Source organism: Polaromonas sp. 39-63-25 (assembly GCF_002278925.1).
In the GTDB taxonomy this organism is placed as follows: domain Bacteria; phylum Pseudomonadota; class Gammaproteobacteria; order Burkholderiales; family Burkholderiaceae_C; genus Polaromonas.
In genome coordinates this window covers 123,543-144,779 of sequence record NZ_NCJH01000002.1, presented here as the reverse complement: position 1 = coordinate 144,779, position 21,237 = coordinate 123,543, and the positions used below count along the sequence as shown (strand labels likewise).

Below are 21,237 nucleotides of genomic sequence, written 5' to 3'. Positions count from 1 at the left end.
CCGGGCTAGGCGCTGGTCTTCATCAGGGCCGGCAGGACACGCGGCATGACGATAGGCCACTAGGGCCTGGCCAGCTTCTCGCCATGGTAGCTGGTGACGCGCTCGACTTCGTTCTTCGAACCCAGGATCACGCTGACACGTTCGTGCAGCTTGCCGGGCTGGATGTCCAGGATGCGCTGGTGGCCGTTGGTGGCGGCGCCGCCGGCCTGCTCGATCAGCCAGCTCATGGGGTTGGCTTCGTACATCAGGCGCAGCTTGCCGGCCTTTTCGGGCTCGCGTTTGTCCCAGGGGTACATGAAGATGCCGCCGCGGCACAGGATGCGGTGCACGTCGGCCACCATGGCGGCCACCCAGCGCATGTTGAAGTCCTTGCCGCGCGGACCGTCCTTGCCGGCCAGCAGTTCGTCCACGTAGCGTTTGACCGGCTCGTCCCAGTGCCGCATGTTGCTCATGTTGATGGCGAACTCTTTCGTGTCTTCGGGGATCTGCACGTTTTCCTCGATCAGCACAAACGAGCCCTGTTCGCGGTCCAGCGTGAACATGGCCACGCCGTCGCCCACTGTCAGCACGAGCGTGGTCTGCGGGCCGTAGATGCAGTAACCCGCGGCCACCTGTTTGTTGCCGGCCTGCAGGAAGTCGCCTTCGTCCACACCGCGGTCGTCTTCCGGCATTTTCAGCACGCTGAAGATGGTGCCGATGCTGACGTTGATGTCGATGTTGCTGGAGCCGTCGAGCGGGTCGAACAGAAGCAGGTATTCGCCTTTGGGATAGCGGTTCGGCACCACGTAGATGGTGTCCATTTCTTCTGACGCCATGCCGGCGAGGTGGCCGCCCCATTCGTTGGCTTCGATCAGCACTTCGTTGGCGATGATGTCGAGTTTCTTCTGCACCTCGCCCTGCACGTTCTCACTGCCGGCCGTGCCCAACGCACCACCCAGCGCGCCTTTGTTGACGGCCTGGCTGATGCTTTTGCAGGCGCGGGCCACCACTTCCAGCAGCAGGCGCAGCTGCGAGGGAATGTGGCCGTCGATGCGCTGCTGCTCGACCAGGTAACGCGTGAGAGATACTTTTGAAGACATCGTGAAGCTCCTCGGTTTGTCATCCCGGACTTGATCCGGGATCCAGGTTGGTGTGCCTGCATGGATTGCGGGTCAGGCCCGCAATGACACGCATGATTAGTCGGCCAGCGCACGGGTAACAACCTCGTGCGTGTCCTTGCTCAGGTCAGTGCGGGCGGCGACGCGGGCAATCGCTTCGCGTGCCGCGCTGCGGTAAGGTTCGGCCAGCTTGCTCCAGCGGTCCAGCGCACGTGCCAGGCGTGCCGCCACCTGCGGGTTGATCACGTCGAGCTCAATCACGCGTTCACTCCAGAACACATAACCCGCCGCATCGGTGCGGTGGAAGGCGGCCGGGTTGCCCTGGCAGTAGGTGCTGACGACGCTGCGCGCGCGATTCGGGTTGCGCAGGCTGAAGTCGGCGTGTTTCATGAGCTGTTTCACGGCCGGCAGGATGTTGCCGCCGCGGTCCGGCGCGCTGGTCTGCAGGCTGAACCATTTGTCGATGACCAGCGCCTCGTCCTTGAACATCGCATGAAAACGTTGCAGCGCTTCGGCGGCCAGCGGGTGGCCGCTGGAGACCAGGGCGGCCAGCGCGTTGAAACGGTCGGTCATGTTGCCGGCGTCCTTGAAACGCTGGTAGGTCTTGCCGGGCCAGACGGCATCGCCGCTGGCGACGGCGGCCAGGCACAGCTGCGTCAGCGCCATGCCGGCCAGGGCGCGGCGGCCCGAGGACAGCGGGTCGGGCATGTAGGCGCCGGTGTCGTGGTTGGCCTCGTACGTGGCTTCCCAGTCGCCCTGCAGCGCCGTGGCCAGCTGCAGGCGCATGGCTTCGCGCACCGCATGGATGCGCTGCGGGTCCACCACGTCGAGCTGCTCGGCCATGTAGGTTTCCGACGGCAGGGTCAGCACCAGGTCCTTGAAGGCGGCGTCCAGCGCCGGGTCGCGCAGCACGCTGCGCATGGCAGCGATATATGCATCATTCAGGGGCTCAGCGCCCACCGGATAAGCGGAAGCAGCTATTGATTTAATAGCGCTGCGCACCGCCAGGCGCTGCCCGGCCTCCCAGCGGTTGAAGGGGTCGCTGTCGTGCGCCAGCAGGTGCAGCAGCTGCGCATCGCTGTAGTCGAACTCCAGCACCACCGGCGCGCTGAAACCGCGCAGGATGGACGGCACCGGCTCGACATCTACATTGACAAAACGCAGCGTCTCGCTGGCTTCGGTCAGAACGAAGGTGCGCGGGCCGGCAACGGCAGCAGGTTCGCCTTCCAGTTGCAGCGGCAGGTCGGCACCGTCGGTGCCGAGCAGGCCCAGGCCCACGGGAATCACAAAAGGCTCCTTGGCCGACTGGCCGGGCGTGGGGGCGCAGCTTTGCGCCAGCGTCAGGGTGTAGCTGCGCGCGGCGGCGTCGTACACACCTTCCGCATGCACGCGTGGCGTGCCGGCCTGGCTGTACCAGCGCTTGAACTGCGGCAGCAGGCGCGCCAGATCGGAGGCCGGGTTGGCGTCTGCAATGGCTTGTGCAAAGTCGTCGCAGGTCACGGCCTGGCCGTCGTGGCGTTCGAAATACAGCTTCATGCCCTTGGCAAAACCGTCGCGGCCCACCAGGGTCTGCATCATGCGGACAACTTCGGCGCCTTTTTCGTAAATGGTGACGGTGTAGAAGTTGCTGATCTCGATGTAGCTGTCGGGCCGCACCGGGTGCGACATCGGGCCGGCGTCCTCGGGGAACTGCGCGGTGCGCAGCACGCGCACGTCCTCGATGCGCTTGACGGCGCGGGCCGAGGCCTCGCCGCACAGGTCCTGGCTGAATTCCTGGTCGCGGAACACCGTCAGGCCTTCTTTCAGGCTGAGCTGGAACCAGTCGCGGCAGGTGATGCGGTTGCCGGTCCAGTTGTGGAAGTACTCGTGGCCGACCACGCTTTCGATGTTCGAATAGTCGGTGTCGGTCGCGGTGGCCTGGTTCGCCAGCACGTACTTGGTGTTGAAGATGTTCAGGCCCTTGTTTTCCATGGCGCCCATGTTGAAGTCGCTGGTCGCGACAATCATGAAACGCTCCAGGTCCAGCGAGAGGCCGAAGCGCGCTTCGTCCCACGCGACTGAATGCACCAGCGAGTTCATCGCGTGTTCGGTCTTGTCCAGGTCGCCGGGGCGCACATAAACCTGCAGCAAATGGTCTTTGCCGGCGCGCGAGGTGATGCGCTGCTCGCGCGCCACCAGCTGGCCGGCCACCAGTGCAAACAGGTAGGCGGGTTTTTTGTGCGGGTCCACCCACTTGGCGAAGTGGCGACCGCCCTCGAGCTCGCCCTGCTCGACCAGGTTGCCATTGGACAGCAACACCGGGTACCTCGCCTTGTCGGCGCGCAGGGTCACGGTGTAGCTGGCCATCACGTCGGGACGGTCCAGGAAGTAGGTGATGCGGCGAAAGCCCTCGGCCTCGCACTGGGTGAAGAAGGAGTCGTTGCTGACGTACAGGCCCATCAGCTTGGTGTTTTTGGCCGGCGCGCAGGTGGTGAAAATTTCCAGCTCGAAGGGCTCAGGGCCTTCGGGCAGGTTCTCCAGCACCAGTTTGTCGCCATCCATCTTGAACGAGGTGCCCTGACCGTTGACCAGCACACGCGCCAGGTTGAGTTCCTCGCCGTCGAGTTTCAGGGGCTGGGCCGGCACGTTGGCATTGCGCCGCAGCGTCATCTTGTTGAGCACACGCGTCTTGGCCGGGTCCAGGTCAAATGACAGATCGACGGTGTCGATCCAGTAGGCGGGGGCAACGTAGTCTGCACGGTGGATGGCCGTGGCTTGTCCTTCACGCAGCATGGTGGTTTCCTGAAAAGTGAAAGGGGAGAGCGCGTGTATTCATCAAACGCCCTGCTTCAGTGAAGCTTCGATAAACGGGTCAAGGTCGCCGTCGAGCACCTTCTGGGTGGCCGAGGTCTCGTAGTTGGTGCGCAGGTCCTTGATGCGGCTCTGGTCCAGCACGTAGCTGCGGATCTGGTGGCCCCAGCCCACGTCGGTCTTGGTGTCTTCCAGCTTCTGCTGGGCTTCCTGCTGTTTGCGCAGCTCGAAGTCGTACAGGCGCGAGCGCAGGCGCTTCCAGGCCACGTCGCGGTTGCCGTGCTGTGAGCGGCCGTCCTGGCACTGCACCACGATGCCGGTCGGGATGTGCGTCAGGCGCACCGCCGAGTCGGTCTTGTTGATGTGCTGGCCGCCGGCGCCCGAGGCGCGGAAGGTGTCAACCCGGACGTCGGACGGATTGATCTCGATCTCGATCGAGTCGTCGATCTCGGGGTAGACAAACACCGAGGCAAACGAGGTGTGGCGCCCGCCCGAGGAGTCGAACGGCGACTTGCGCACCAGGCGGTGCACGCCGGTTTCGGTGCGCAGCAGGCCGAAGGCGTATTCACCCTCGATCTTGATGGTCGCGCCCTTGATGCCGGCGGTGTCGCCCGCGGTTTCGTCCTCGATCTGGGTCTTGAAGCCCTTGCGCTCGGCGTACTTGAGGTACTGGCGCAGCAGCATGCTGGCCCAGTCGCAGGCTTCGGTGCCGCCGGCGCCGGCCTGGATGTCCAGGAAGGCGTTGAGCGGGTCGGCCGGGTTGTTGAACATCCGGCGGAATTCCATTTTCTCGACTTCCACCGCCACCTTGGCAGCGTCTTCCTCAATGGCCAGCATGCCGGCGTCGTCGCTTTCGGCCTTGGACATCTCGAAGAGTTCGGTGTTGTCGGCCAGCTCGGAGCTCAGGCGGTCGATCACATGGACGACGTCCTCGAGCGACTTTTTTTCCTTGCCAAGTTCCTGCGCGCGCTTGGGGTTGTCCCAGACTTTCGGGTCTTCCAGCGCGGCGTTGACTTCGCTTAATTTACGTTCTTTGGCAGGGTAGTCAAAGATACCCCCGAAGCTCGTTGACCCGGTTGCTCAGGTCTGCGAGCTGGTTGCCGATGATATTGATGTGTTCTGCGTCCATGGGAAAGTCCTGTCCTGGTATCTGGGGTTCAATCCAGCATTTTCTCATGCTCCGGGCCGCGCGGCCGCGCGGCCGCAAAAGGGCCATGCCCGGCGCAACCCCATGGCTGCGTCCGCCCGCCCGGGGATCAGGCCGCCGGCGAGCCCGGGGGCGTCAGGGGCAGGGTGACGGTGAACACGGAGCCCTCGCCCTGGCGGCTTGCCACGCTGATGCTGCCGCCGTGCGCCTGCACGAGCTGGCGGGTGATGAACAGGCCCAGACCGAGCCCGCCGGTGCCGTCGTCGCTGGCGACGCGCGAGAACTGCTCGAAAATGCGCAGCTGGTCGGGCGCGGAAATGCCCCGGCCCTGGTCGCGCACCGAAATGCACGCACTCTCGGGCAGCAGGCGCAGGCTGACTTCCACCGGCTTGCCTTCGCCATAACGCAGCGCGTTGGTCAGCAGGTTGATCACCACCTGCTCGATCCTGAATTCGTCCCACAGGGCGGTGACCGGCTGGCCGGCATCGAGGGTGATGGTGCTGCCGGCGGCTGCGGCCTGGTGGGTGAGGTTGCCCACCACGCGGGCAAGCAGGGCCGACAGTTCCGTGGGCACGGGCCGGATGGACAACTGCTTGCTGTTGATGCGCGAGGCATCCATCATGTCGTCGATCAGGCGCATCATGGCTTCGATCTGGCGCCGGTCACGCGCCACCATGGCGTTCAGATAGGGCAGGTCGAAAATGTCCGCACGGCCCCGGTCCAGCTGCATCTTGCGCAATTGCGACTCCAGGTACAGCGTGTTGAGCGGCGTGCGCAGCTCGTGGGTGGCCATGGAGATGAAGTCGTCGCGCGTGCGCACGGCGGCCTGCAGCTCGTCCTGCATGGCAGTCAATTGCTGCATCAGCAACTCCTGCTCCTTGCGGCTCTTCTCCAGCGCCTCGACCTGCCGGCGGGTTTCCATGCGCTGGCTGTACAGGTCCACAAAGACACTGACCTTGCTGCGGACGGCATCCACGTCCAGCGGCTTGTAGAGAAAGTCCACTGCGCCGGTTTCGTAGCCGGTGAAGGCGTAGTTCTGTTCCTTGCCGGCGGCAGTGACGAAAATGATGGGGATCTGCCGGGTCTTTTCGGTGCCGCGCATCAGCTCGGCCAGCTCAAAGCCGCTCATGCCCGGCATCTGCACGTCCAGGATGGCCAGCGCAAACTCGTGTTCGAGCAGCAGGTCCAGCGCTTCCTCGCCGGAGCTGGCCTGGAAGATTTCCCGGCCGTCGCGGCGAATCAGCGCATTGAGCGCCAGCAGGTTGCCGGGCAGGTCGTCGACGATCAGGACTTTTGCAACGTCAGGTGTTCGCATGGTTGTGGTCAAGTTGGATGAGCAGTTGCCGGATGCGGTCCAGTGTGAGGATCAGGTTGGGTCTGAGCTTGCGGATGGCCGCTTGCGGCATGGTGGCGACCTGGGCTTCCGCCGGGTCCTGCACCGCTGTGAGACCGCCGCGCTGCTTGATGCGGGCCAGGCCCGCCGCGCCATCAAAATTGGCGCCGGTCAGCAGCACGCCCGCCAGGCTGGTGCCATAGGCGTCGGCGGCGGACTCCATCAGCACATCGATCGATGGGCGGGAATAGTTGACGGGTTCTTCACAGCTGAGGGAAAAAGTGCGGTCCGTCTCGATGGACAGGTGGTAGCCGGAGCCGGCGAAATACAGGGTGGACGGGGCGATGGTTTCCTTGTCGGCGGCTTCGCGCACGGTCATGGCCAGCCTTTGCTGGAAGACGTCTGCCAGCCGGCTGTCACGCTCTTGCGGCAGATGCAGCACCGCGATGATGGGCAGGGAAAAGTGCTCCGGCAGTCCTGACAGCAGCGCCAGCAAGGCGTGCACCCCGCCAGCCGAGGCGCCAATCACCACGGCCTCCACGGCATGCCTTGCTGCGACCTGCTGGATATCCATGAAGCTGCTCAGTCCTCCAGCTTGCGGAAAATCCGCTCGGGCCGGTCCAGCGGCTCAAAACGCGCGGCATGGGCCGAGAAGTCGATGCTTTCCTTGCTGCCCAGGCCCATGAAGCCGCGGCGGCTCAGCGATTCGTGAAACAGGCCCAGCGCGCGGTCCTGCAGCTTCTTGTTGAAATAGATCAGCACGTTGCGGCAGAGTACCAGCTGGGTCTCCGAAAACACGCTGTCCGTGGCCAGGTTGTGGTCGGCGAAGGTGACGTTGTCGCGCAGGGACTTGTCGAAAATCGCCGCATCGTAAGCGGCCGTGTAGTAGTCGGAAAATGCCTGCTGGCCGCCGGCGGCCTGGTAGTTGGCGGTGTGGCCCTGGATGCTGGCCAGCGAAAAAATGCCCTGGCGTGCCTTGGCGAGCGACTTGGGGTTGATGTCGGTTGCATAAATCAGGGAGCGGTCGAGCAGGCCTTCCTCCTTGAGCAGGATGGCCAGCGAATACACCTCTTCGCCGGTGCTGCAGCCTGCGACCCAGATTTTCAGCGAGGGATAGGTGCGCAGCACGGGCACGACCTGCTGGCGCAGGGCCAGGAAAAACGAGGGGTCGCGAAACATCTCGCTGACGGGAATGGTCAGGTACTGCAGCAGCTGCATGAAGACGGCGGGGTCCTGCTCCGTGGCCGCCTGCAGGGCCGGGACCGTCGGATAGCCGAGCTGCGCGAGCGCCTTGAGCACCCGCCTTTTCTGCGACGCACCCGCGTAATCGCGGAAATCGTAGCTGTACTGGTTGTAGATGGCCTGCATCAGGCGGTGCAGGTCGGCTTCCGGGTGCTCCTCGGCGGCACCGCTGACGGGGGCCGGCGTTTGGGCGTCAGGCTTTTTGGGCATTCAGCTGCGATCCGTGGCCGGCATCCACACGCGAAGCAGGGAAAACAGGCGGTCCAAGTCAATCGGCTTGGCCAGGTAGTCACTGGTGCCGGCTTTGAGGCATTGCTCCTGGTCGTCCTTCATGGCCTTGGCGGTGACGGCAATGATGGGCAGCTTTTTGAAGCGTGCATCCTTGCGGATGCGGCGCGTCGCCTCCAGCCCGTCCATGCCCGGCATCATGATGTCCATCAGGACCAGATCGATGCCTGCGATCTCGTCGAGCTTGCTGATCGCCTCGAAGCCGTTGCGGCCGATCTCGACCCGCATGCCTTTTTGCTCCAGCGCGCTGGTCAGGGCAAAGATGTTGCGCGCGTCGTCGTCCACCACCAGGACCTTGCGGCCTTCAAAGGCGGTGTCCCGGCTGCGCAGGCTCTTGAGCATGATCTGGCGATCCGCCGACAGTTCCGACTCGACCTTGTGCAGGAAGAGGGTGACTTCGTCGAGCAGCCGCTCGGGCGAGCGTGCGCCCTTCATGATGATGGCGCGCGAATACTTCAGCAGTTCGGTTTCTTCCTGACGGGTCATCTCTCCGCCGGTGTAGACGATGACGGGAGGGTAGGCAGAAATCCCCTCGGTTGACATGCGCTGGAGCAGCTCGTGGCCCTGCATGTCGGGAAACTTCAGGTCCATGATCATGCAGTCAAAAACGGTGCTGGTGAGCAGCCCCAGCGCTTCACCGCCTGTCTCCACCGCGGTGATCTCGACGTCGCCGTCACCGATCAGTTGCACGACGCTGGCGCGCTGTAGCGCATCGCCTTCGACCAGCAGCACGCGCTTGATCTTCTGGGCCAGCTTGTCGCCCAGTTTCTGGAAAACGTCCTTGAGTTGCTCGCGCGTGGTCGGCTTGAGCGCGTAACCGATGGCGCCCATCTGCAGGGCTTCCTCGCTGAGGTCGTCGCCCGACACCACGTGCACGGGAATGTGTCGTGTCTTCGGGTTTTCCTTGAGCCGCTGCAACACCGACAGGCCCGGGCGGTCCGGCAGACCCATGTCGAGCAGGATGGCATGGGGCAGGAACTGCATGGCCAGGGCAAAACCGTCTTCGGCGCCGTGGGCCACGAGGCAGTTGTAGTTCATTTCACGCGCCAGGTCGTAGAGGATCTGCGCAAAAATGACGTCATCCTCGATCACCAGGACCAGGCGGTCGCCGCGTGGCAGCTCCCTGTCGTCGGCAAAAGCCGCGGCGGGAACGGGCGCCGGCAGGGGGGCGGGCGCCATCACCGGCGCCGGGTTGCGGAGCCGGCCGGGCGCGCGCCGGGCGGGTTTGGTGTCCGGCTGGGGCGTCGGTGCCGGGCTCCATTCGCAGGGCAGCAGCAGGGTGAAGGTGCTGCCCCCGCCCTCGCTGCTTTCCACCGAGAGCGAGCCGCCCAGCAGCGTGGTCAGGTCGCGCGAAATCGACAGGCCCAGCCCGGTGCCGCCATAACGCCGGCTGGTGGTGCCGTCGGCCTGGCGGAAGGCGTCAAAAATCAGTTGCTGCTGGTCGGGGCGGATGCCGATGCCCGAGTCGCGCACGGAAAAGGCAATGCTGCCGTGCGGCTGCAGCGACACGCGCAGGCTGACCTCGCCGGCATCGGTGAACTTGATGGCGTTGGAGAGCAGGTTTTTCAGGATCTGCTCGACCCGCTGGCGATCGGTTTTCAGCGTCGCGGGGGTGCCTGATTCGATGCGGATGGAGAGGGTCAGGTTTTTCTGGCCGGCCAGCGGTTCGAACGTGCTTTTCAGCGAATCCACCAGCGCGCTCACGACCATGTCCTCGGGGGAAAGCTCCAGCTTGCCGGCTTCGACCTTGGAAATATCGAGGATGTCGTTGATCAGGCTGAGCAGGTCGTTGCCTGCCGAATAAATGGACTGCGCAAACCGGACCTCTTCCTGGCTGAGGTTGCCCTTGGGGTTGTCGGCCAGCAGCTTGGCAAGAATCAGCGAACTGTTCAGCGGCGTGCGCAGCTCGTGCGACATGTTGGCGAGGAATTCCGACTTGTAGCGGCTGGCCCGGCTCAACTCGGTGGCGCGTTCCTCCAGCAGGGTCTGGGCCTGGTTGAGCGCCGCATTCTTGTGGTCCAGCGACAGGGCCACTTCCGACAGCTGCTCGTTGGTTTGCTCGAGTTCGGCCTGCTGGTTCTCCAGCGTGACCTGGTACTCCTTGAGCACGCGGGACTGCTCTTCCAGTTCCTCGTTGGTGGTGCGCAGCTCTTCCTGCTGCACCTGCAGCTCTTCATTGAGCTCCTGGGACTGGCTCAGCACGTCCTCCAGGCGCCGGCGGTAAAGCGCCGCGTGGATGGAGTTGCCGATGTTGCTGGCAATCATGGTGACGAATTCCAGGTCGCGTGGCGCCAGGGCCCGCAGGAAACCGAGTTCGACCACACCGTTGACCAGCCCGTCGTTGTGCACCGGAACCACCAGTACATGGCGCGCCGACCCCTGGCCCAGGCCGGAGCTGACCTTGAGGTAGCCGGCCGGCAGATCGTCAAGCTGAAGCACCCGGTTTTCAAGGGCCGCCTGGCCGACCAGGCCCTGGTCGCTGTCCAGCGACTGCCCGGCCTCGTCGCTGTCATGGGTCAGGCCGTAGGCGGCCACCCGCTGCAGCCGGCCGTCTTCCTGGCGGATATACAGTGCCGCGACTGCCACATCGAGATACCGCGCCAGAAACTCCAGCACGCTGCGGCTCAGCGACCCAATGGCGTGCTGGCCCAGGGTGTGCTCGGCCAGCTGCCGTTGTCCGGTGCGCAGCCAGAGCTGCTGGTCCAGCAGCAGCGCCGTGGCTTTTTGCTTGTTTTCCGCTTCTCCGTAAGTGTCCGACAGGTGCTGCAGTTCGCGGCGCCCGAGCAGCGCCAGCAGGCCGCTCAGCCCCAGGCTGAACAGCAGGTAGGCGGCCATGCCCCACGCCGTGTTGCTGCGCGCCTGCGCGTTGCGGTCCTGCAGCAGGCGCTCTTCAATGTTGATGAATTCCGCGAGTTCGCGCCGGATCTCGTCCGTCAGGCTTTTCCCGCCCGCAGAACGCACCGGCGCCTGGTAGTCGAGGTCCTTGCGCCGCAGGTCGACAATGGTTTGCGCAAACTCGTTCCACTGTGTCTGCAGTGCGGCGATGCGCCTGAGCCGGCTGACCTGGTCCTGGTTGTCGCGCACCAGGCCGGCCAGCGTGGCCGTTTCGGCGGCGATGCGCGGTTTGCCAATTTCAAAGGGTTGCAGCAGGGGTTCTTCACCGGTGACCAGGTAGCCGGACATGCTGGCTTCCATGTCGGCGCCCAGCTTGGCGATCTGGTTGGCATTGCTGATGGCCCGTTCGGCCTGTTCGACCCCGCCCAGCGCGGACAGGAGATAGAAGATCAGGCCGACAAAAACCGCGGCACTGAGGGCGCCGACGCCCAGCGGCAGGCTGACATTGCGCGTCAGAATGCGGCGAAAGTTTTCCTGCTGAATGGCGCTGGGTGCGGTCATGAATCTTCCCCGCGCCAAGCGCAATAAAGCCCTGATTGTCCTACAAAGCGGGCTTTTCTTGTGTGCGTTACCGAACTTAAACCTTACCTGAGGGGCTTTTCGGGCTCCCGTACATCAGACGCTAGCTGAGGAAGTCTTCGAACAGGCGGGCCAGTGGCTCCGGCTGGTCGTGGTGCAGCATGTGGCCGGCGTCCACAATGACGGCGGTGCGCACCTGCGGCACGGACTGCAGGCGCTCGTGGTACTGGGCCAGCGTGTATTTGCCCTCCCACCATTTGCCCAGGGAATCGTCCGAGGCTTCGACCGCCAGCGTGGGTGCGCTGATGCGCTGGTAAATCTCCAGCACCTCGTCGACCCGGTAAAGCTGGGCATTGGTGATCTTGTGGGCCGCGTCGCCCAGGATGCGCCACTGGCCCTGGGCGTCGGGCGCAGCCCAGTGGCGGGCCAGCCAGTCGGCCTTGTCCTGGCTCAGCCGGGGGTTGGTGCGCATCAGGCGCCGGGCCACGCCGTCCACGTCGTTGTAGGGCTTGAGCGCCATCTCGCCCTTGTGCAGGCTTTTGAGCTCGTCCATCCATTTGGCAAAACGGGCGGGCGCCTGGCTGGGCCGGGTCGCGGGCATGCCGAAGCCTTCGAGGTTGACCAGTTTGCGTATGCGTTCGGGCCGCACGCCGGCGTAGAGCATGGCCACGTTGCCGCCCATGCTGTGGCCGACCAGGTCCACCGGCTGGCCGGGTGCATAGTGGTCGAGCAGGAAATCGAGGTCGGCGAGGTAGTCGGGAAACCAGAAGTTGTCGGCCCCCGCGCTGCCGGTCTGGCCATAACCGCGCCAGTCGGGCGCGATGATGGTCCGGCCCTGCACAAAGGCGTCCGACAGGGCATCAATGACAAACTGGTAGGACGCGGCCACGTCCATCCAGCCATGCACCAACACCAGAGGTGGCAGGCTGCTTTGGGCCTCGCCCCAGTGAAGCACGTGGTAATTGATGCCGCGTATAGGGACATACTCGCTGCGGGAAAGACGTTTTTCTTTGTACATTGATGCCCATCATAAGGAGACCCGATTTGAAGCGCAGTCAAGACAGGGACATGGCCGCCGCGCGGCAGCCCGACCATTACGCAGCCCTGCACCAGGGCTTTCGCTGGCAGGTGGACGAATACTTCAACATCGCCGACGTCTGCTGCCGGCGCTGGGTGGCCGGCAGCGGTAAAAGTGCTCCCAAAAGAGTAGCTATCCGCGCCCATCAGAAGGGGGCTGCGACCACTTTTTATACCTATGTCCAGCTGCAGCAGGCCGCCGACGCGCTGAGCCATGTGCTGGTTCAGCTGGGCGTGCAGCGCGGCGACCGGGTGGCGATTGTGATGCCGCAGCGTTTCGAAACCGCCGTGGCTTACATGGCGGTGTTCCAGATGGGTGCCGTGGCCATGCCGCTGTCCATGCTGTTCGGCCCCGAGGCGCTCGAGTACCGCCTGCAGGACAGCGACGCGGTGCTGGCCATCTGCGACGAAAACTCGATTGCCAGCGTCAATACCATCCGCAGCCACTGCCCGGCCCTGCGCACGGTGATCGCGGCCGGCACGGCGGCCGGCCAGGGCGACGTGGACTACGAACCCGCTCTGGCGGCGCAACAACGCGCCTTCACCGCCGTGAAAACCAAGGCCGACGACGCGGCCATCCTGATCTATACCAGCGGCACGACCGGCCCGCCCAAGGGCGCGCTGCTGGCGCACCGTGCGCTGATCGGCAATCTGCCGGGCTTTGTCTGCAGCCAGAACTGGTTTGGCTTTGACGGCAAGACCAATGCGACGTCCGAAGCGGTGTTCTGGAGTCCGGCGGACTGGGCGTGGACCGGCGGACTGATGGATGCACTCTTGCCGACGCTTTATTTCGGCCGGCCCATCGTCGCCTTCAACGGGCGCTTCAGCCCCGAGCTGGCCTTCACGCTGATGGCGCAGCAGGGCGTCACGCACACCTTTCTGTTTCCGACCGCGCTCAAAGCCATGATGAAGGCCTACCCGCACCCGCGGCGCCACTTCAAGCTCAAGCTGCAGGCCATGATGAGCGCGGGCGAAGCAGTCGGCGACGCGGTGTTTGCGTACTGCCGCGACGAGCTCGGTGTACTCGTCAACGAGATGTTCGGGCAGACCGAGATCAACTACGTGGTGGGCAACTGCTCGGCCCTGTGGCCGGCCCGGCCCGGCAGCATGGGCAAGGGCTACCCGGGCCACCGCGTGGCGGTGATCGATGACGAGGGCCGGGAGTGTGCTGTCGGCGTGCCAGGCGACGTGTCGGTCAACCGCTTTGACATCCACGGCGATGCGGACCCGATCTTCTTTCTGGGTTACTGGAAGAAGGAAGCCGCCACGCAGGCCAAGTTCAGCGGCGACTGGTGCCGCACCGGCGACCTGGCGACCCGCGACGAGGACGGCTACCTCTGGTACGAAGGCCGGGCCGACGATGTTTTCAAGGCCGCCGGTTACCGCATCGGCCCCGGCGAGATCGAGAACTGCCTGGTCAAGCACCCGGCGGTGGCCAATGCCGCGGTGGTGCCCAAGCCCGACCGCGAACGCGGCGCCGTGGTCAAGGCCTTCATTGTGCTTGCTCCTGATTTTGTAGCTGCTCGCGCACGACAGGCGGGGGCTGAGGGCCAGTTTGACATCAAGCTCACGGCCGAGTTGCAGGCCCACGTCAAGGGCCTGCTGGCGCCCTACGAATACCCCAAGGAGATCGAGTTCATTGACGCGCTACCGATGACCACCACCGGCAAGGTGCAGCGGCGCGTGCTCAGATTGCAGGAAGAAGAGCGCTTTCGCCAGGCGGGCTGAGCAGTCATTCTTTACCAGCAGGGGCCGCAGATCTGGCTTTGCCAGTCTGCAGGCGCCGTCCCCTGGAAGGGGAGAGGGCGCTACGCGTAGCGAGCGCCAACAGGGGTGAACTGAGCCCTTCGGGGCAGGGTGACGGTAAACGTCGTGCCGCTGGTGGCGTCCGAGGTGACGGCGATGCTTCCGCCGTGCGCACGAACAATTTCCTGGCAGATAAACAGACCCAGGCCCAGACCGGTCGGCTCCCGTTGCTCGGCCTTGCCGGAGGCCATGCCGCGGACCAGCGGCTTGAAGATCAGTTGCTGTTCCTTCAGCGGAATCGGCGTGCCCAGGTTGTGCACCGAAAAGGCCACGCCTTCTGCGTTTTCCCACAGGCGCACCGTCACCGGTTCATCTGGCGCGCCATGGGTCAGGGCATTGCCCAGCAGGTTGGACAGCAATTGCCCCATGCGGCCCTCGTCCCAGAAGCCGTTGAAGTCGCCGGTGCTCTCCAGGCTCAGCAGGCGGCGCGGGTAGCGCACGCGTGTCTCCGCCAGCACCTTGCCGAACTGGGCGAGCAGGTCGCCCGGCACCGGCCTGATCGGCATCATGCCCTCGGATTGCACCCGCGTGAAATCAACCACGTGCTCGATCACGCTGTTGATGCGGACCACGCTGTTGATGATGGTTTCCGCCGCACTGGCCGCCAGTTTTCCGGAGCGCACCAGGTATTGCGCCGACATGGAAATCGTGCCCAGCGGATTGCGGATGTCATGGCCGAGGATGCCGATAAACAGGTCGGTCGATTTTTTGGTCTGGTCGGTGTAGCGCGCCACGGATTCGGCAATCGCCTGGTCCATCGCTTCATTGAACCGGATGAGGTCGTGCATGTCGTTTCGGTGATCCTGTCCGCCGCCCGCCAGGGTCCAGAGCCGGACGACACTGGCCCGCAGGGCGCGGTATTCGGTGATCATGGCGTCGATGGCGAAGCCGGAGACCATGCGTGTGTCGGCGTGGGTCTCGGCCGCTGTCTCGAGCTCTCCCTGGGGCTGCCTGCTTTCGCCCCGGGATTTTTCTTCCTGCGCGGCAGCGGTCTGGGGCTGCTCCAGATCATTGGCAATCGCCGCGAGGATTTCACCTGCGTGATCGCGCAAGGCTTTCTGGTCCAGCCTGGTTCCGTCATGCACCACCGTGGCGGCGAACTCGTCCCACGAGGTGAGGATTTCTTCCGCGTTGGATCGGAGAAATGTGGCAAGTCGCATGAGGGAGCCTCTCTGATGGGGGAACGATATTCAGGCTATCGCGGGTGCTTGCGGCAGCTTGTCTGCGTGCCGGCGCACCCTGGAATAAAAAAAACCCTCCGGGACACCGGAGGGTTTTTTTCAGCCGGGACAGGCGCTTAGCGGGCAACAGCCTGCACGGGCTCGGCCACATAAATCTCGACGCGGCGGTTTTTGGCGCGGCCTTCGTTGGTGTTGTTGTCGGCGATCGGCTCGCGCGAACCGCGGCCGTCGGTGGCCACGCGGTTGCCTGCAACACCACGGGCCACCAGGTAATTGCGCGTGCTGTTGGCGCGGTCGATGGACAGCGGGTTGTTGATGGCGTCGCTACCGGTGCTGTCGGTGTGACCGATGATGGTCACCGTCGTCACCGGGTTCTGGTTCAGGCTGGTGGCAAACTGGTTCAGGATGGGTGCGAAGGTGGTACTGACATCAGAGCGGCCGGTTGCAAACGAGATGTCCGAGGGGATGTCGAGCTTGAGGCGGTTGTCGGCGGTCTGGCTCACAGCCACGCCGGTGCCGACCGTGGCCTGTTCCATGGCAGCCTTTTGTTGCTGCATGCGCTGCGACCACAGATAACCGCCGCCAGCGCCGACAGCGCCGCCCAGCACAGCGCCGGTAGCCGCGCCTTTGGAGCCGCCGGTGGCTGCGCCCAGCACAGCGCCGGCAACAGCGCCTATGCCCGCACCTTTGGCCGTACCCTGCTGGGTTTCGCTCATGTTGGCGCAACCGCTCAGAAAGAGGGCGGCACAGGTCAGGGAAGTGAGGACGAGTTTCATGGAAGGCTCCTGGGAAGTTGTTGTAGAAGAAAGATTTAGAGTGGATTAACGCTTTAGTGTGTGAATCGTATGAGGTCTTCTGGTATGTATTTGTAAGCGAATCGCCCGAAATCCTGCCCGCCAGCAGCGATGCTGGTGACCCCTTAAACTAGCCGCGGCCTTCCATTCAACCCATTTCATCTTCCATTTCAATGCAAAAAGTACAGCTAGGCAGCAGCGACCTGCAAGTCACCCCGGTTTGTCTGGGCACCATGACTTTCGGCGAGCAGGTGGGCGAAGCCACGGCACATTCGATTCTTGACCGTTCCCTGGAGCGCGGCGTCAATTTCCTCGACGCGGCGGAAATGTATTCGGTGCCGGCCCGCGCCGAAACCTTCGGCGCCACCGAAACCATCATCGGCAACTGGCTGGCCCGGCGCCCGGACGCCCGTGACCAACTGGTGGTGGCCACCAAGGTCGCCGGCCCCGCACGCGGCATGCCCTGGATACGCAACGGCAGCCCCGACCTGACGCCGCAGGACATCGTCCAGGCCTGCAACGACAGCCTGAAGCGCCTGCAAACCGATGTCATCGACCTGTACCAGATCCACTGGCCGGCGCGCAATGTGCCGATGTTTGGCTTGGCGTATTTCGAGCCCGCCAAAGACAAGGTGGTTTCTTCGATTCATCAGCAACTCGAAGCGCTGGCCGGCCTGGTGAAAGCCGGCAAGGTGCGTGCCATCGGCCTGTCCAACGAGACCCCGTATGGCGTGCATGAATTTGTGCGCCTGGCGGAGCAACACGGCCTGCCCAAGGTGGCGACCGTGCAGAACCCGTTCTGCCTGATCAACCGCACGGTGGAAAACGGGCTCGACGAAACCATGCACCGGCTCGGCGTGTCGCTGCTGGCCTATTCGCCGCTGGGTTTTGGCCTGCTGACCGGCAAGTACGACACCAGCGGCACCACCGGCGCCGGCGCGCCCGGGGACGCCCGCATTGCCCGCTACGAGTCGGTGCGCAAGCAGCGCTGGGGCCGGCCCGAAGCGCTGGCCGCCGCGCGCCGCTACAACGCGCTGGCCCGCGAACACGGCCTGACGCCCACGCAGCTGGCACTGGCTTTTTGCTACACCAAGTGGCAGGTGGCCAGCACCATCATCGGGGTGACCTCGGTGGCCCAGCTCGACGAAGACCTCGACGCCTGGGGTACGCAGCTGCCTGCCGAACTGCTGGCAGCGATCGACGCGATCCGCTGGGACATGCGAGATCCGGCCCTCTGATCGAGTGCGGGAAGGCAATCAATGACCAGCTACCCGTTCCCAAATCAGCTGGGGCCGCGGAACCGGCTTCGCCGGGCCGCAGGCGCAGCGGCCCCCTCGGGGGGCAGGGAGCTACACGAAGTGAGCGACCGTGGGGGCTAAAACCACCCCTGCAACGCAGATGCTGAAGGCCGCCGGGGTGGTTTTCACCGAACACCCTTACGCGTACCTCGAGCATGGCGGCGCGCAGCACAGCGCCGAGGTGCTCGGGTTCGATCCGTTCACCGTGGTCAAGACCCTGGTCATGCAGGACCAGGACGCGAAACCGCTGCTGGTGCTGATGCATGGCAACCGCAAGGTGTCGACCAAAAACCTGGCGCGCCAGATTGGCGCCAAGTCGGTCGAGCCCTGCAAGCCCGAGGTGGCGAACCGCCACAGCGGCTACCTGGTGGGCGGCACCTCGCCGTTCGGCACGCGCAAGGTGATGCCGGTGTATATCGAGGAAAGCATCCTGGCCTTGCCTAAAATCGCCATCAACGGCGGCCGGCGCGGTTACCTCGTCGGCATCGCGCCGCAGGTGTGCGTGGACCTGCTGGGTGCAAAATCGGTCCACTGCGCGCTGGCTGACTGAAGACAAAACTACAACAACAATACTGGAGAGAACACCATGGACTACGCTTATTCCGCCCTGGCCGTGCTGGCGGCCTACCTGATCGGCTCGCTGTCGTTCGCGGTCATCGTCAGCCGGCTGATGGGCCTGAACGACCCGCGCAGCTACGGCAGCAAAAACCCAGGTGCCACCAACGTGCTGCGCTCTGGCAACAAGGCGGCGGCCGCACTCACGCTGCTGCTCGACGGCCTCAAGGGCTGGCTGCCGATGGCGCTGGTCATGTGGTTCGGCAAGGACTACGGCATGCGCGAAGGCACGCTGGCCGCCGTCGGCCTGGCGGCCTTCGTCGGCCATCTCTATCCGGTGTTTTTCGGTTTCCAGGGCGGCAAGGGGGTGGCGACGGCTGCCGGCGTGCTGTTTGGCGTGCACTGGGTGCTGGGCCTGGCAACGCTGGCCACCTGGGTCATCGTGGCCTTCTTTTCGCGTTATTCGTCACTGGCCGCCATTGCCTGCGCCATTTTTGCGCCCTGGTATTACCTGATCGGCGACCGCTCGTTCTGGTATGTCGACAAGATGATCGCGCTGGCCATTGTGGCCATGAGCGCCTTCCTGATTTTCCGGCACCGGGAAAACATCAACAAGCTCCTCAAGGGCACGGAATCGAAGCTGGGTGCGAAGAAGAAGGGCTGACCAGACCGCCGATTGCTATCAATCAGATAGCTGCTAGCGCTTGTGTGGTGTGGGTTTTAGCCGGTTTTGTTTCTAAAATCGCTTGACCAGCGTCATCTGGTCGTTTTCGCGGATCATCTGGAAACGCGTCAGGAAGCTGTTGCCCAGCAGCATGTAGGGCATGGACTGAGGCGACACCACCGCGTCCACGTCGTACACCTCGACATCGCCGACCCGCACGGAATTGAGTTTCACGCGAAAGCCCTGGGTCACGCCGTTGGCGGTGCTCATCTGCACCGGCTGGCCGCCCTTGTAGTTGATGCCGGCGCGCTCAGCATCGGCAGCGCTCATGGCCACGCCGGTCGCGCCGGTATCCACCATGAACTGGACGGCCCGGCCGTTGATCTGGCCCGGGGTGAAGAAATGACCGCCGGTGCCCGCGGTCAGCACGATGCGTGTGCCCTTGCCAGCGCCGCCGCCCGAGCCACCGCCCGCTCCCACGCTGACCGGGGCATCGCCAACGCGCACGGTGTGGCGCTTGCCCGAGAGCTCCAGCACGGCCTGGTCGCCGCCGGTGGAGACCACCTTCACCCCCTGGTGGGATTCCCCGGGCGCCACCGATTTCGGGGCGCCACCATTGACGACCAACAGCGCCTTGCTGCCCAGCATGCCGGCCAGCGCGACGCTTTGCGCGTGTGCCATGCCGCCAAAGGCCACCAGCGCGGCAAACCACAGCACGAGTCGGCGAGCGTGAGGCCCCCATCCCCTTCCAGCCAGGGCCGCGGAACCGGCTTCGCCGGGCCGCAGGCGCAGCGCCCCCTCGGGGGGCAGCGAACCACACGAAGTGGGGAGCGTGGGGGCCACGTTTAATCCCTGAAGTTGTTGAAGCTCAGCGGCATGTCGGGCAGGTCCGCCTTGATCATGGCCATCGCCTCCTGCAGGTCGTCGCGGTTTTTGCCGGTCACCCGGACCGCGTCGCCCTGGATGGACGCCTGCACCTTGACCTTGCTGCCCTTGATCAGCTGCGAGATTTTCTTGGCCTGTTCGGTCTCGATGCCGTTGCGCACCTTGATGACCTGCTTGACCTTGTCGCCGCCGATTTTCTCCACCTTGCCGGCGTCGAAAAAGCGCACGTCCACGCCGCTTTTGGTGGCCTTGTTGCGCAGGATGTCGGTGATCTGGTCGATCTGGAAGTCGCTGTCGCCGATCAGCGTGATTTCCTTGTCCTTGAGCTCGATGGCTGCTGCCGTGCCCTTGAAGTCGAAACGCGTGCCGATTTCCTTGGCGGTGTTTTCAACCGAGTTTTTGACCTTGACCAGATCGGCTTCGAGAACGGTGTCAAAAGAGGGCATGGTTTTCCGGCTTCCGGGGTAGCGTTGCAGGGATGTCAGGGTGCGACAATCCCGTGATGTTAGTCGAGAAAAACGTTCCCCTCCAGTTTTCCAATACCTTTGGCATCATGGCCAAGGCCCTCACGCTGGTGCGTATCGCCAGTGAAGAGGACGTGGCCGCCGTGCTGGCCGATCCGGCGCTGCAGGCGGCGCCCAAGTTCGTGCTGGGCGGCGGCAGCAACATCGTCATCACCGGCGACGTCAAATCCGTCGTGCTCAAGGTGGAAATCATGGGCAGGAAGCTGGTGGGTGAGACCGCCAAAGCCTGGATCGTCGAGGCCGGCGCCGGCGAGAACTGGCACGAGGTGGTGGGCTGGACCCTGCACAACGGCTACCCGGGCCTGGAAAACCTCGCCATGATCCCCGGTACCGTCGGCGGCTCGCCGGTGCAGAACATCGGTGCCTACGGCGTGGAGTTGCAGGACCGTTTTGATTCACTCGACGCCATTGATCTGACCACCGGAAAAAGTTTCACGCTGGACGCCGCGCAGTGCGCATTTGGCTACCGCGATTCGGTCTTCAAACACAGCAGCACCGGCCCGAACGGGCGCCCGGGCCTGGGCCTGGCCGGCAAGGCCTTGATCACACGCGTGCGGTTTGCGTTGCCCAAATTGTGGAAGCCCGTGCTGGGTTATGCCGACATCGAGAAAAAGATGGCGCAGTCCGCCATCACCCAGCCCGATGCGCTACAGATTTATGAGTGGATCTGCGAGATCCGCAAGGCCAAACTGCCTGATCCGAAGGTGATCGGCAATGCCGGCAGCTTCTTCAAGAACCCGACCGTGACGCCCGAGCAGTGCGCCGACATCATCCAGCGCGAGCCCAAGATCGTCCACTACCACCTGGACGACGGCTCGGTCAAACTGGCGGCGGGCTGGTTGATCGACGCCTGCGGCTGGAAAGGCAAGAGCATAGGCAACGCCGGCGTGTACGACCGCCAGGCCCTGGTGCTGGTCAACCGCGGCGGCAGCACCGACCCGGTGACCGGCGGCGAGGTCATGACCCTGGCCAAGGCCATCCAGACCAGCGTCTATGAACGTTTCGGCATCCTGCTGGAGCCGGAGCCGGTGGTGGTGTAAGAGCGGTAGAGCCTGCTGCGCGGGTTGCTGGTGGCTCTGCGGCGCCCCGAAACGCTACTGTTTTGATAGCTGCTCGCGCAGATTCCACGAGGGCTAGAGGCC

Annotated in this window: 17 protein-coding genes; 5 read left to right on the top strand and 12 right to left on the bottom strand. The window is 64.2% G+C overall.

The window, feature by feature from the left end; all coding sequences use genetic code 11:
• Positions 1-59: 59 nt before the first annotated feature.
• From B7X65_RS03360 to B7X65_RS03325, 8 genes are all read right to left on the bottom strand, one after another.
• Positions 60-1,079 (bottom strand): class 1 fructose-bisphosphatase, encoded by a 1,020-nt coding sequence (locus B7X65_RS03360; protein ID WP_293592699.1) that lies wholly within the window; start codon positions 1,077-1,079, stop codon positions 60-62.
• A 96-nt stretch (positions 1,080-1,175) separates the two neighbouring features.
• Entirely contained in the window at positions 1,176-3,869 is a 2,694-nt protein-coding gene (pepN, locus tag B7X65_RS03355) for an aminopeptidase N (RefSeq protein ID WP_293592697.1), read from the bottom strand.
• A 42-nt stretch (positions 3,870-3,911) separates the two neighbouring features.
• Positions 3,912-5,016, bottom strand: a protein-coding gene (prfB, locus tag B7X65_RS03350) for a peptide chain release factor 2 (RefSeq protein WP_293592695.1) whose coding sequence is annotated in 2 segments (ribosomal slippage) — positions 3,912-4,934 and positions 4,936-5,016 — 1,104 coding nt in all. Because the reading frame shifts where the segments join, the coding sequence is not laid out codon by codon here.
• 127 nt (positions 5,017-5,143) lie between these two features.
• Complete coding sequence (locus B7X65_RS03345; protein WP_293592693.1) at positions 5,144-6,349, bottom strand: hybrid sensor histidine kinase/response regulator; 1,206 nt, start codon at positions 6,347-6,349, stop codon at positions 5,144-5,146.
• Positions 6,336-6,941, bottom strand: coding sequence for a chemotaxis protein CheB (locus tag B7X65_RS03340; protein WP_293592691.1), 606 nt, complete (start codon positions 6,939-6,941; stop codon positions 6,336-6,338). Before B7X65_RS03340 ends, B7X65_RS03345 begins: the two co-directional genes overlap by 14 nt.
• A gap of 8 nt (positions 6,942-6,949) precedes the next feature.
• On the bottom strand, positions 6,950-7,819 hold the full coding sequence (locus B7X65_RS03335; protein ID WP_293592689.1) for a protein-glutamate O-methyltransferase CheR: 870 nt from the start codon (positions 7,817-7,819) through the stop codon (positions 6,950-6,952).
• Entirely contained in the window at positions 7,820-11,293 is a 3,474-nt protein-coding gene (locus B7X65_RS03330; RefSeq protein ID WP_293592687.1) for a response regulator, read from the bottom strand.
• A 121-nt stretch (positions 11,294-11,414) separates the two neighbouring features.
• Positions 11,415-12,329: an alpha/beta hydrolase gene (locus B7X65_RS03325; RefSeq protein WP_293592685.1), complete on the bottom strand. Its 915-nt coding sequence runs from the start codon at positions 12,327-12,329 to the stop codon at positions 11,415-11,417.
• Positions 12,330-12,379: 50 nt separating this feature from the next.
• Between B7X65_RS03325 and B7X65_RS03320 the strand changes: the two genes are divergently transcribed.
• A complete protein-coding gene (locus B7X65_RS03320) occupies positions 12,380-14,116 on the top strand; it encodes an AMP-binding protein (protein ID WP_293593005.1) in 1,737 nt (578 codons plus the stop codon).
• Positions 14,117-14,196: 80 nt separating this feature from the next.
• Here B7X65_RS03320 and B7X65_RS03315 read toward each other — a convergent pair whose 3' ends face one another.
• Entirely contained in the window at positions 14,197-15,354 is a 1,158-nt protein-coding gene (locus B7X65_RS03315; protein ID WP_293592683.1) for a sensor histidine kinase, read from the bottom strand.
• 137 nt (positions 15,355-15,491) lie between these two features.
• Positions 15,492-16,151 (bottom strand): OmpA family protein, encoded by a 660-nt coding sequence (locus B7X65_RS03310; protein WP_293592681.1) that lies wholly within the window; start codon positions 16,149-16,151, stop codon positions 15,492-15,494.
• Positions 16,152-16,342: 191 nt separating this feature from the next.
• Here B7X65_RS03310 and B7X65_RS03305 point away from each other — a divergent pair, with 191 nt between their 5' ends.
• The 3 genes from B7X65_RS03305 (at position 16,343) to plsY (ending at position 18,686) form a co-directional block, all read left to right on the top strand.
• Positions 16,343-17,407, top strand: a complete 1,065-nt coding sequence (locus B7X65_RS03305) for an aldo/keto reductase (protein ID WP_293592679.1) — start codon at positions 16,343-16,345, stop codon at positions 17,405-17,407.
• Positions 17,408-17,567: 160 nt separating this feature from the next.
• Positions 17,568-18,017 carry an aminoacyl-tRNA deacylase gene (locus tag B7X65_RS03300; protein ID WP_293593003.1) on the top strand — a complete coding sequence of 150 codons (450 nt, stop codon included), beginning with the start codon at positions 17,568-17,570 and terminating at the stop codon, positions 18,015-18,017.
• A 36-nt stretch (positions 18,018-18,053) separates the two neighbouring features.
• Positions 18,054-18,686: a glycerol-3-phosphate 1-O-acyltransferase PlsY gene (gene plsY / locus B7X65_RS03295; protein WP_293592677.1), complete on the top strand. Its 633-nt coding sequence runs from the start codon at positions 18,054-18,056 to the stop codon at positions 18,684-18,686.
• Between the two features lie 72 nt (positions 18,687-18,758).
• Here plsY and B7X65_RS03290 read toward each other — a convergent pair whose 3' ends face one another.
• Together B7X65_RS03290 and B7X65_RS03285 are read right to left on the bottom strand one after the other, a co-directional pair.
• Positions 18,759-19,367, bottom strand: a complete 609-nt coding sequence (locus B7X65_RS03290) for a TIGR02281 family clan AA aspartic protease (protein WP_293593001.1) — start codon at positions 19,365-19,367, stop codon at positions 18,759-18,761.
• Between the two features lie 164 nt (positions 19,368-19,531).
• Positions 19,532-20,017 (bottom strand): YajQ family cyclic di-GMP-binding protein, encoded by a 486-nt coding sequence (locus B7X65_RS03285; RefSeq protein ID WP_293592675.1) that lies wholly within the window; start codon positions 20,015-20,017, stop codon positions 19,532-19,534.
• A gap of 56 nt (positions 20,018-20,073) precedes the next feature.
• On the opposite strand from B7X65_RS03285, the gene murB reads away from it, so the two are divergent.
• Positions 20,074-21,135, top strand: coding sequence for a UDP-N-acetylmuramate dehydrogenase (gene murB, locus B7X65_RS03280; protein ID WP_293592673.1), 1,062 nt, complete (start codon positions 20,074-20,076; stop codon positions 21,133-21,135).
• Positions 21,136-21,237 lie beyond the last annotated feature (102 nt).

What these genes read in the sequence shown, in the direction of transcription:
- B7X65_RS03360 (WP_293592699.1), bottom strand. Translation starts at nt 1,079, where the DNA reads ATGTCTTCAAAAGTATCTCTCACGCGTTACCTGGTCGAGCAGCAGCGC.
- pepN (WP_293592697.1), bottom strand. Translation starts at nt 3,869, where the DNA reads ATGCTGCGTGAAGGACAAGCCACGGCCATCCACCGTGCAGACTACGTT.
- B7X65_RS03345 (WP_293592693.1), bottom strand. Translation starts at nt 6,349, where the DNA reads ATGCGAACACCTGACGTTGCAAAAGTCCTGATCGTCGACGACCTGCCC.
- B7X65_RS03340 (WP_293592691.1), bottom strand. Translation starts at nt 6,941, where the DNA reads ATGGATATCCAGCAGGTCGCAGCAAGGCATGCCGTGGAGGCCGTGGTG.
- B7X65_RS03335 (WP_293592689.1), bottom strand. Translation starts at nt 7,819, where the DNA reads ATGCCCAAAAAGCCTGACGCCCAAACGCCGGCCCCCGTCAGCGGTGCC.
- B7X65_RS03330 (WP_293592687.1), bottom strand. Translation starts at nt 11,293, where the DNA reads ATGACCGCACCCAGCGCCATTCAGCAGGAAAACTTTCGCCGCATTCTG.
- B7X65_RS03325 (WP_293592685.1), bottom strand. Translation starts at nt 12,329, where the DNA reads ATGTACAAAGAAAAACGTCTTTCCCGCAGCGAGTATGTCCCTATACGC.
- B7X65_RS03320 (WP_293593005.1), top strand. Translation starts at nt 12,380, where the DNA reads ATGGCCGCCGCGCGGCAGCCCGACCATTACGCAGCCCTGCACCAGGGC.
- B7X65_RS03315 (WP_293592683.1), bottom strand. Translation starts at nt 15,354, where the DNA reads ATGCGACTTGCCACATTTCTCCGATCCAACGCGGAAGAAATCCTCACC.
- B7X65_RS03310 (WP_293592681.1), bottom strand. Translation starts at nt 16,151, where the DNA reads ATGAAACTCGTCCTCACTTCCCTGACCTGTGCCGCCCTCTTTCTGAGC.
- B7X65_RS03305 (WP_293592679.1), top strand. Translation starts at nt 16,343, where the DNA reads ATGCAAAAAGTACAGCTAGGCAGCAGCGACCTGCAAGTCACCCCGGTT.
- B7X65_RS03300 (WP_293593003.1), top strand. Translation starts at nt 17,568, where the DNA reads ATGCTGAAGGCCGCCGGGGTGGTTTTCACCGAACACCCTTACGCGTAC.
- plsY (WP_293592677.1), top strand. Translation starts at nt 18,054, where the DNA reads ATGGACTACGCTTATTCCGCCCTGGCCGTGCTGGCGGCCTACCTGATC.
- B7X65_RS03290 (WP_293593001.1), bottom strand. Translation starts at nt 19,367, where the DNA reads ATGGCACACGCGCAAAGCGTCGCGCTGGCCGGCATGCTGGGCAGCAAG.
- B7X65_RS03285 (WP_293592675.1), bottom strand. Translation starts at nt 20,017, where the DNA reads ATGCCCTCTTTTGACACCGTTCTCGAAGCCGATCTGGTCAAGGTCAAA.
- murB (WP_293592673.1), top strand. Translation starts at nt 20,074, where the DNA reads ATGTTAGTCGAGAAAAACGTTCCCCTCCAGTTTTCCAATACCTTTGGC.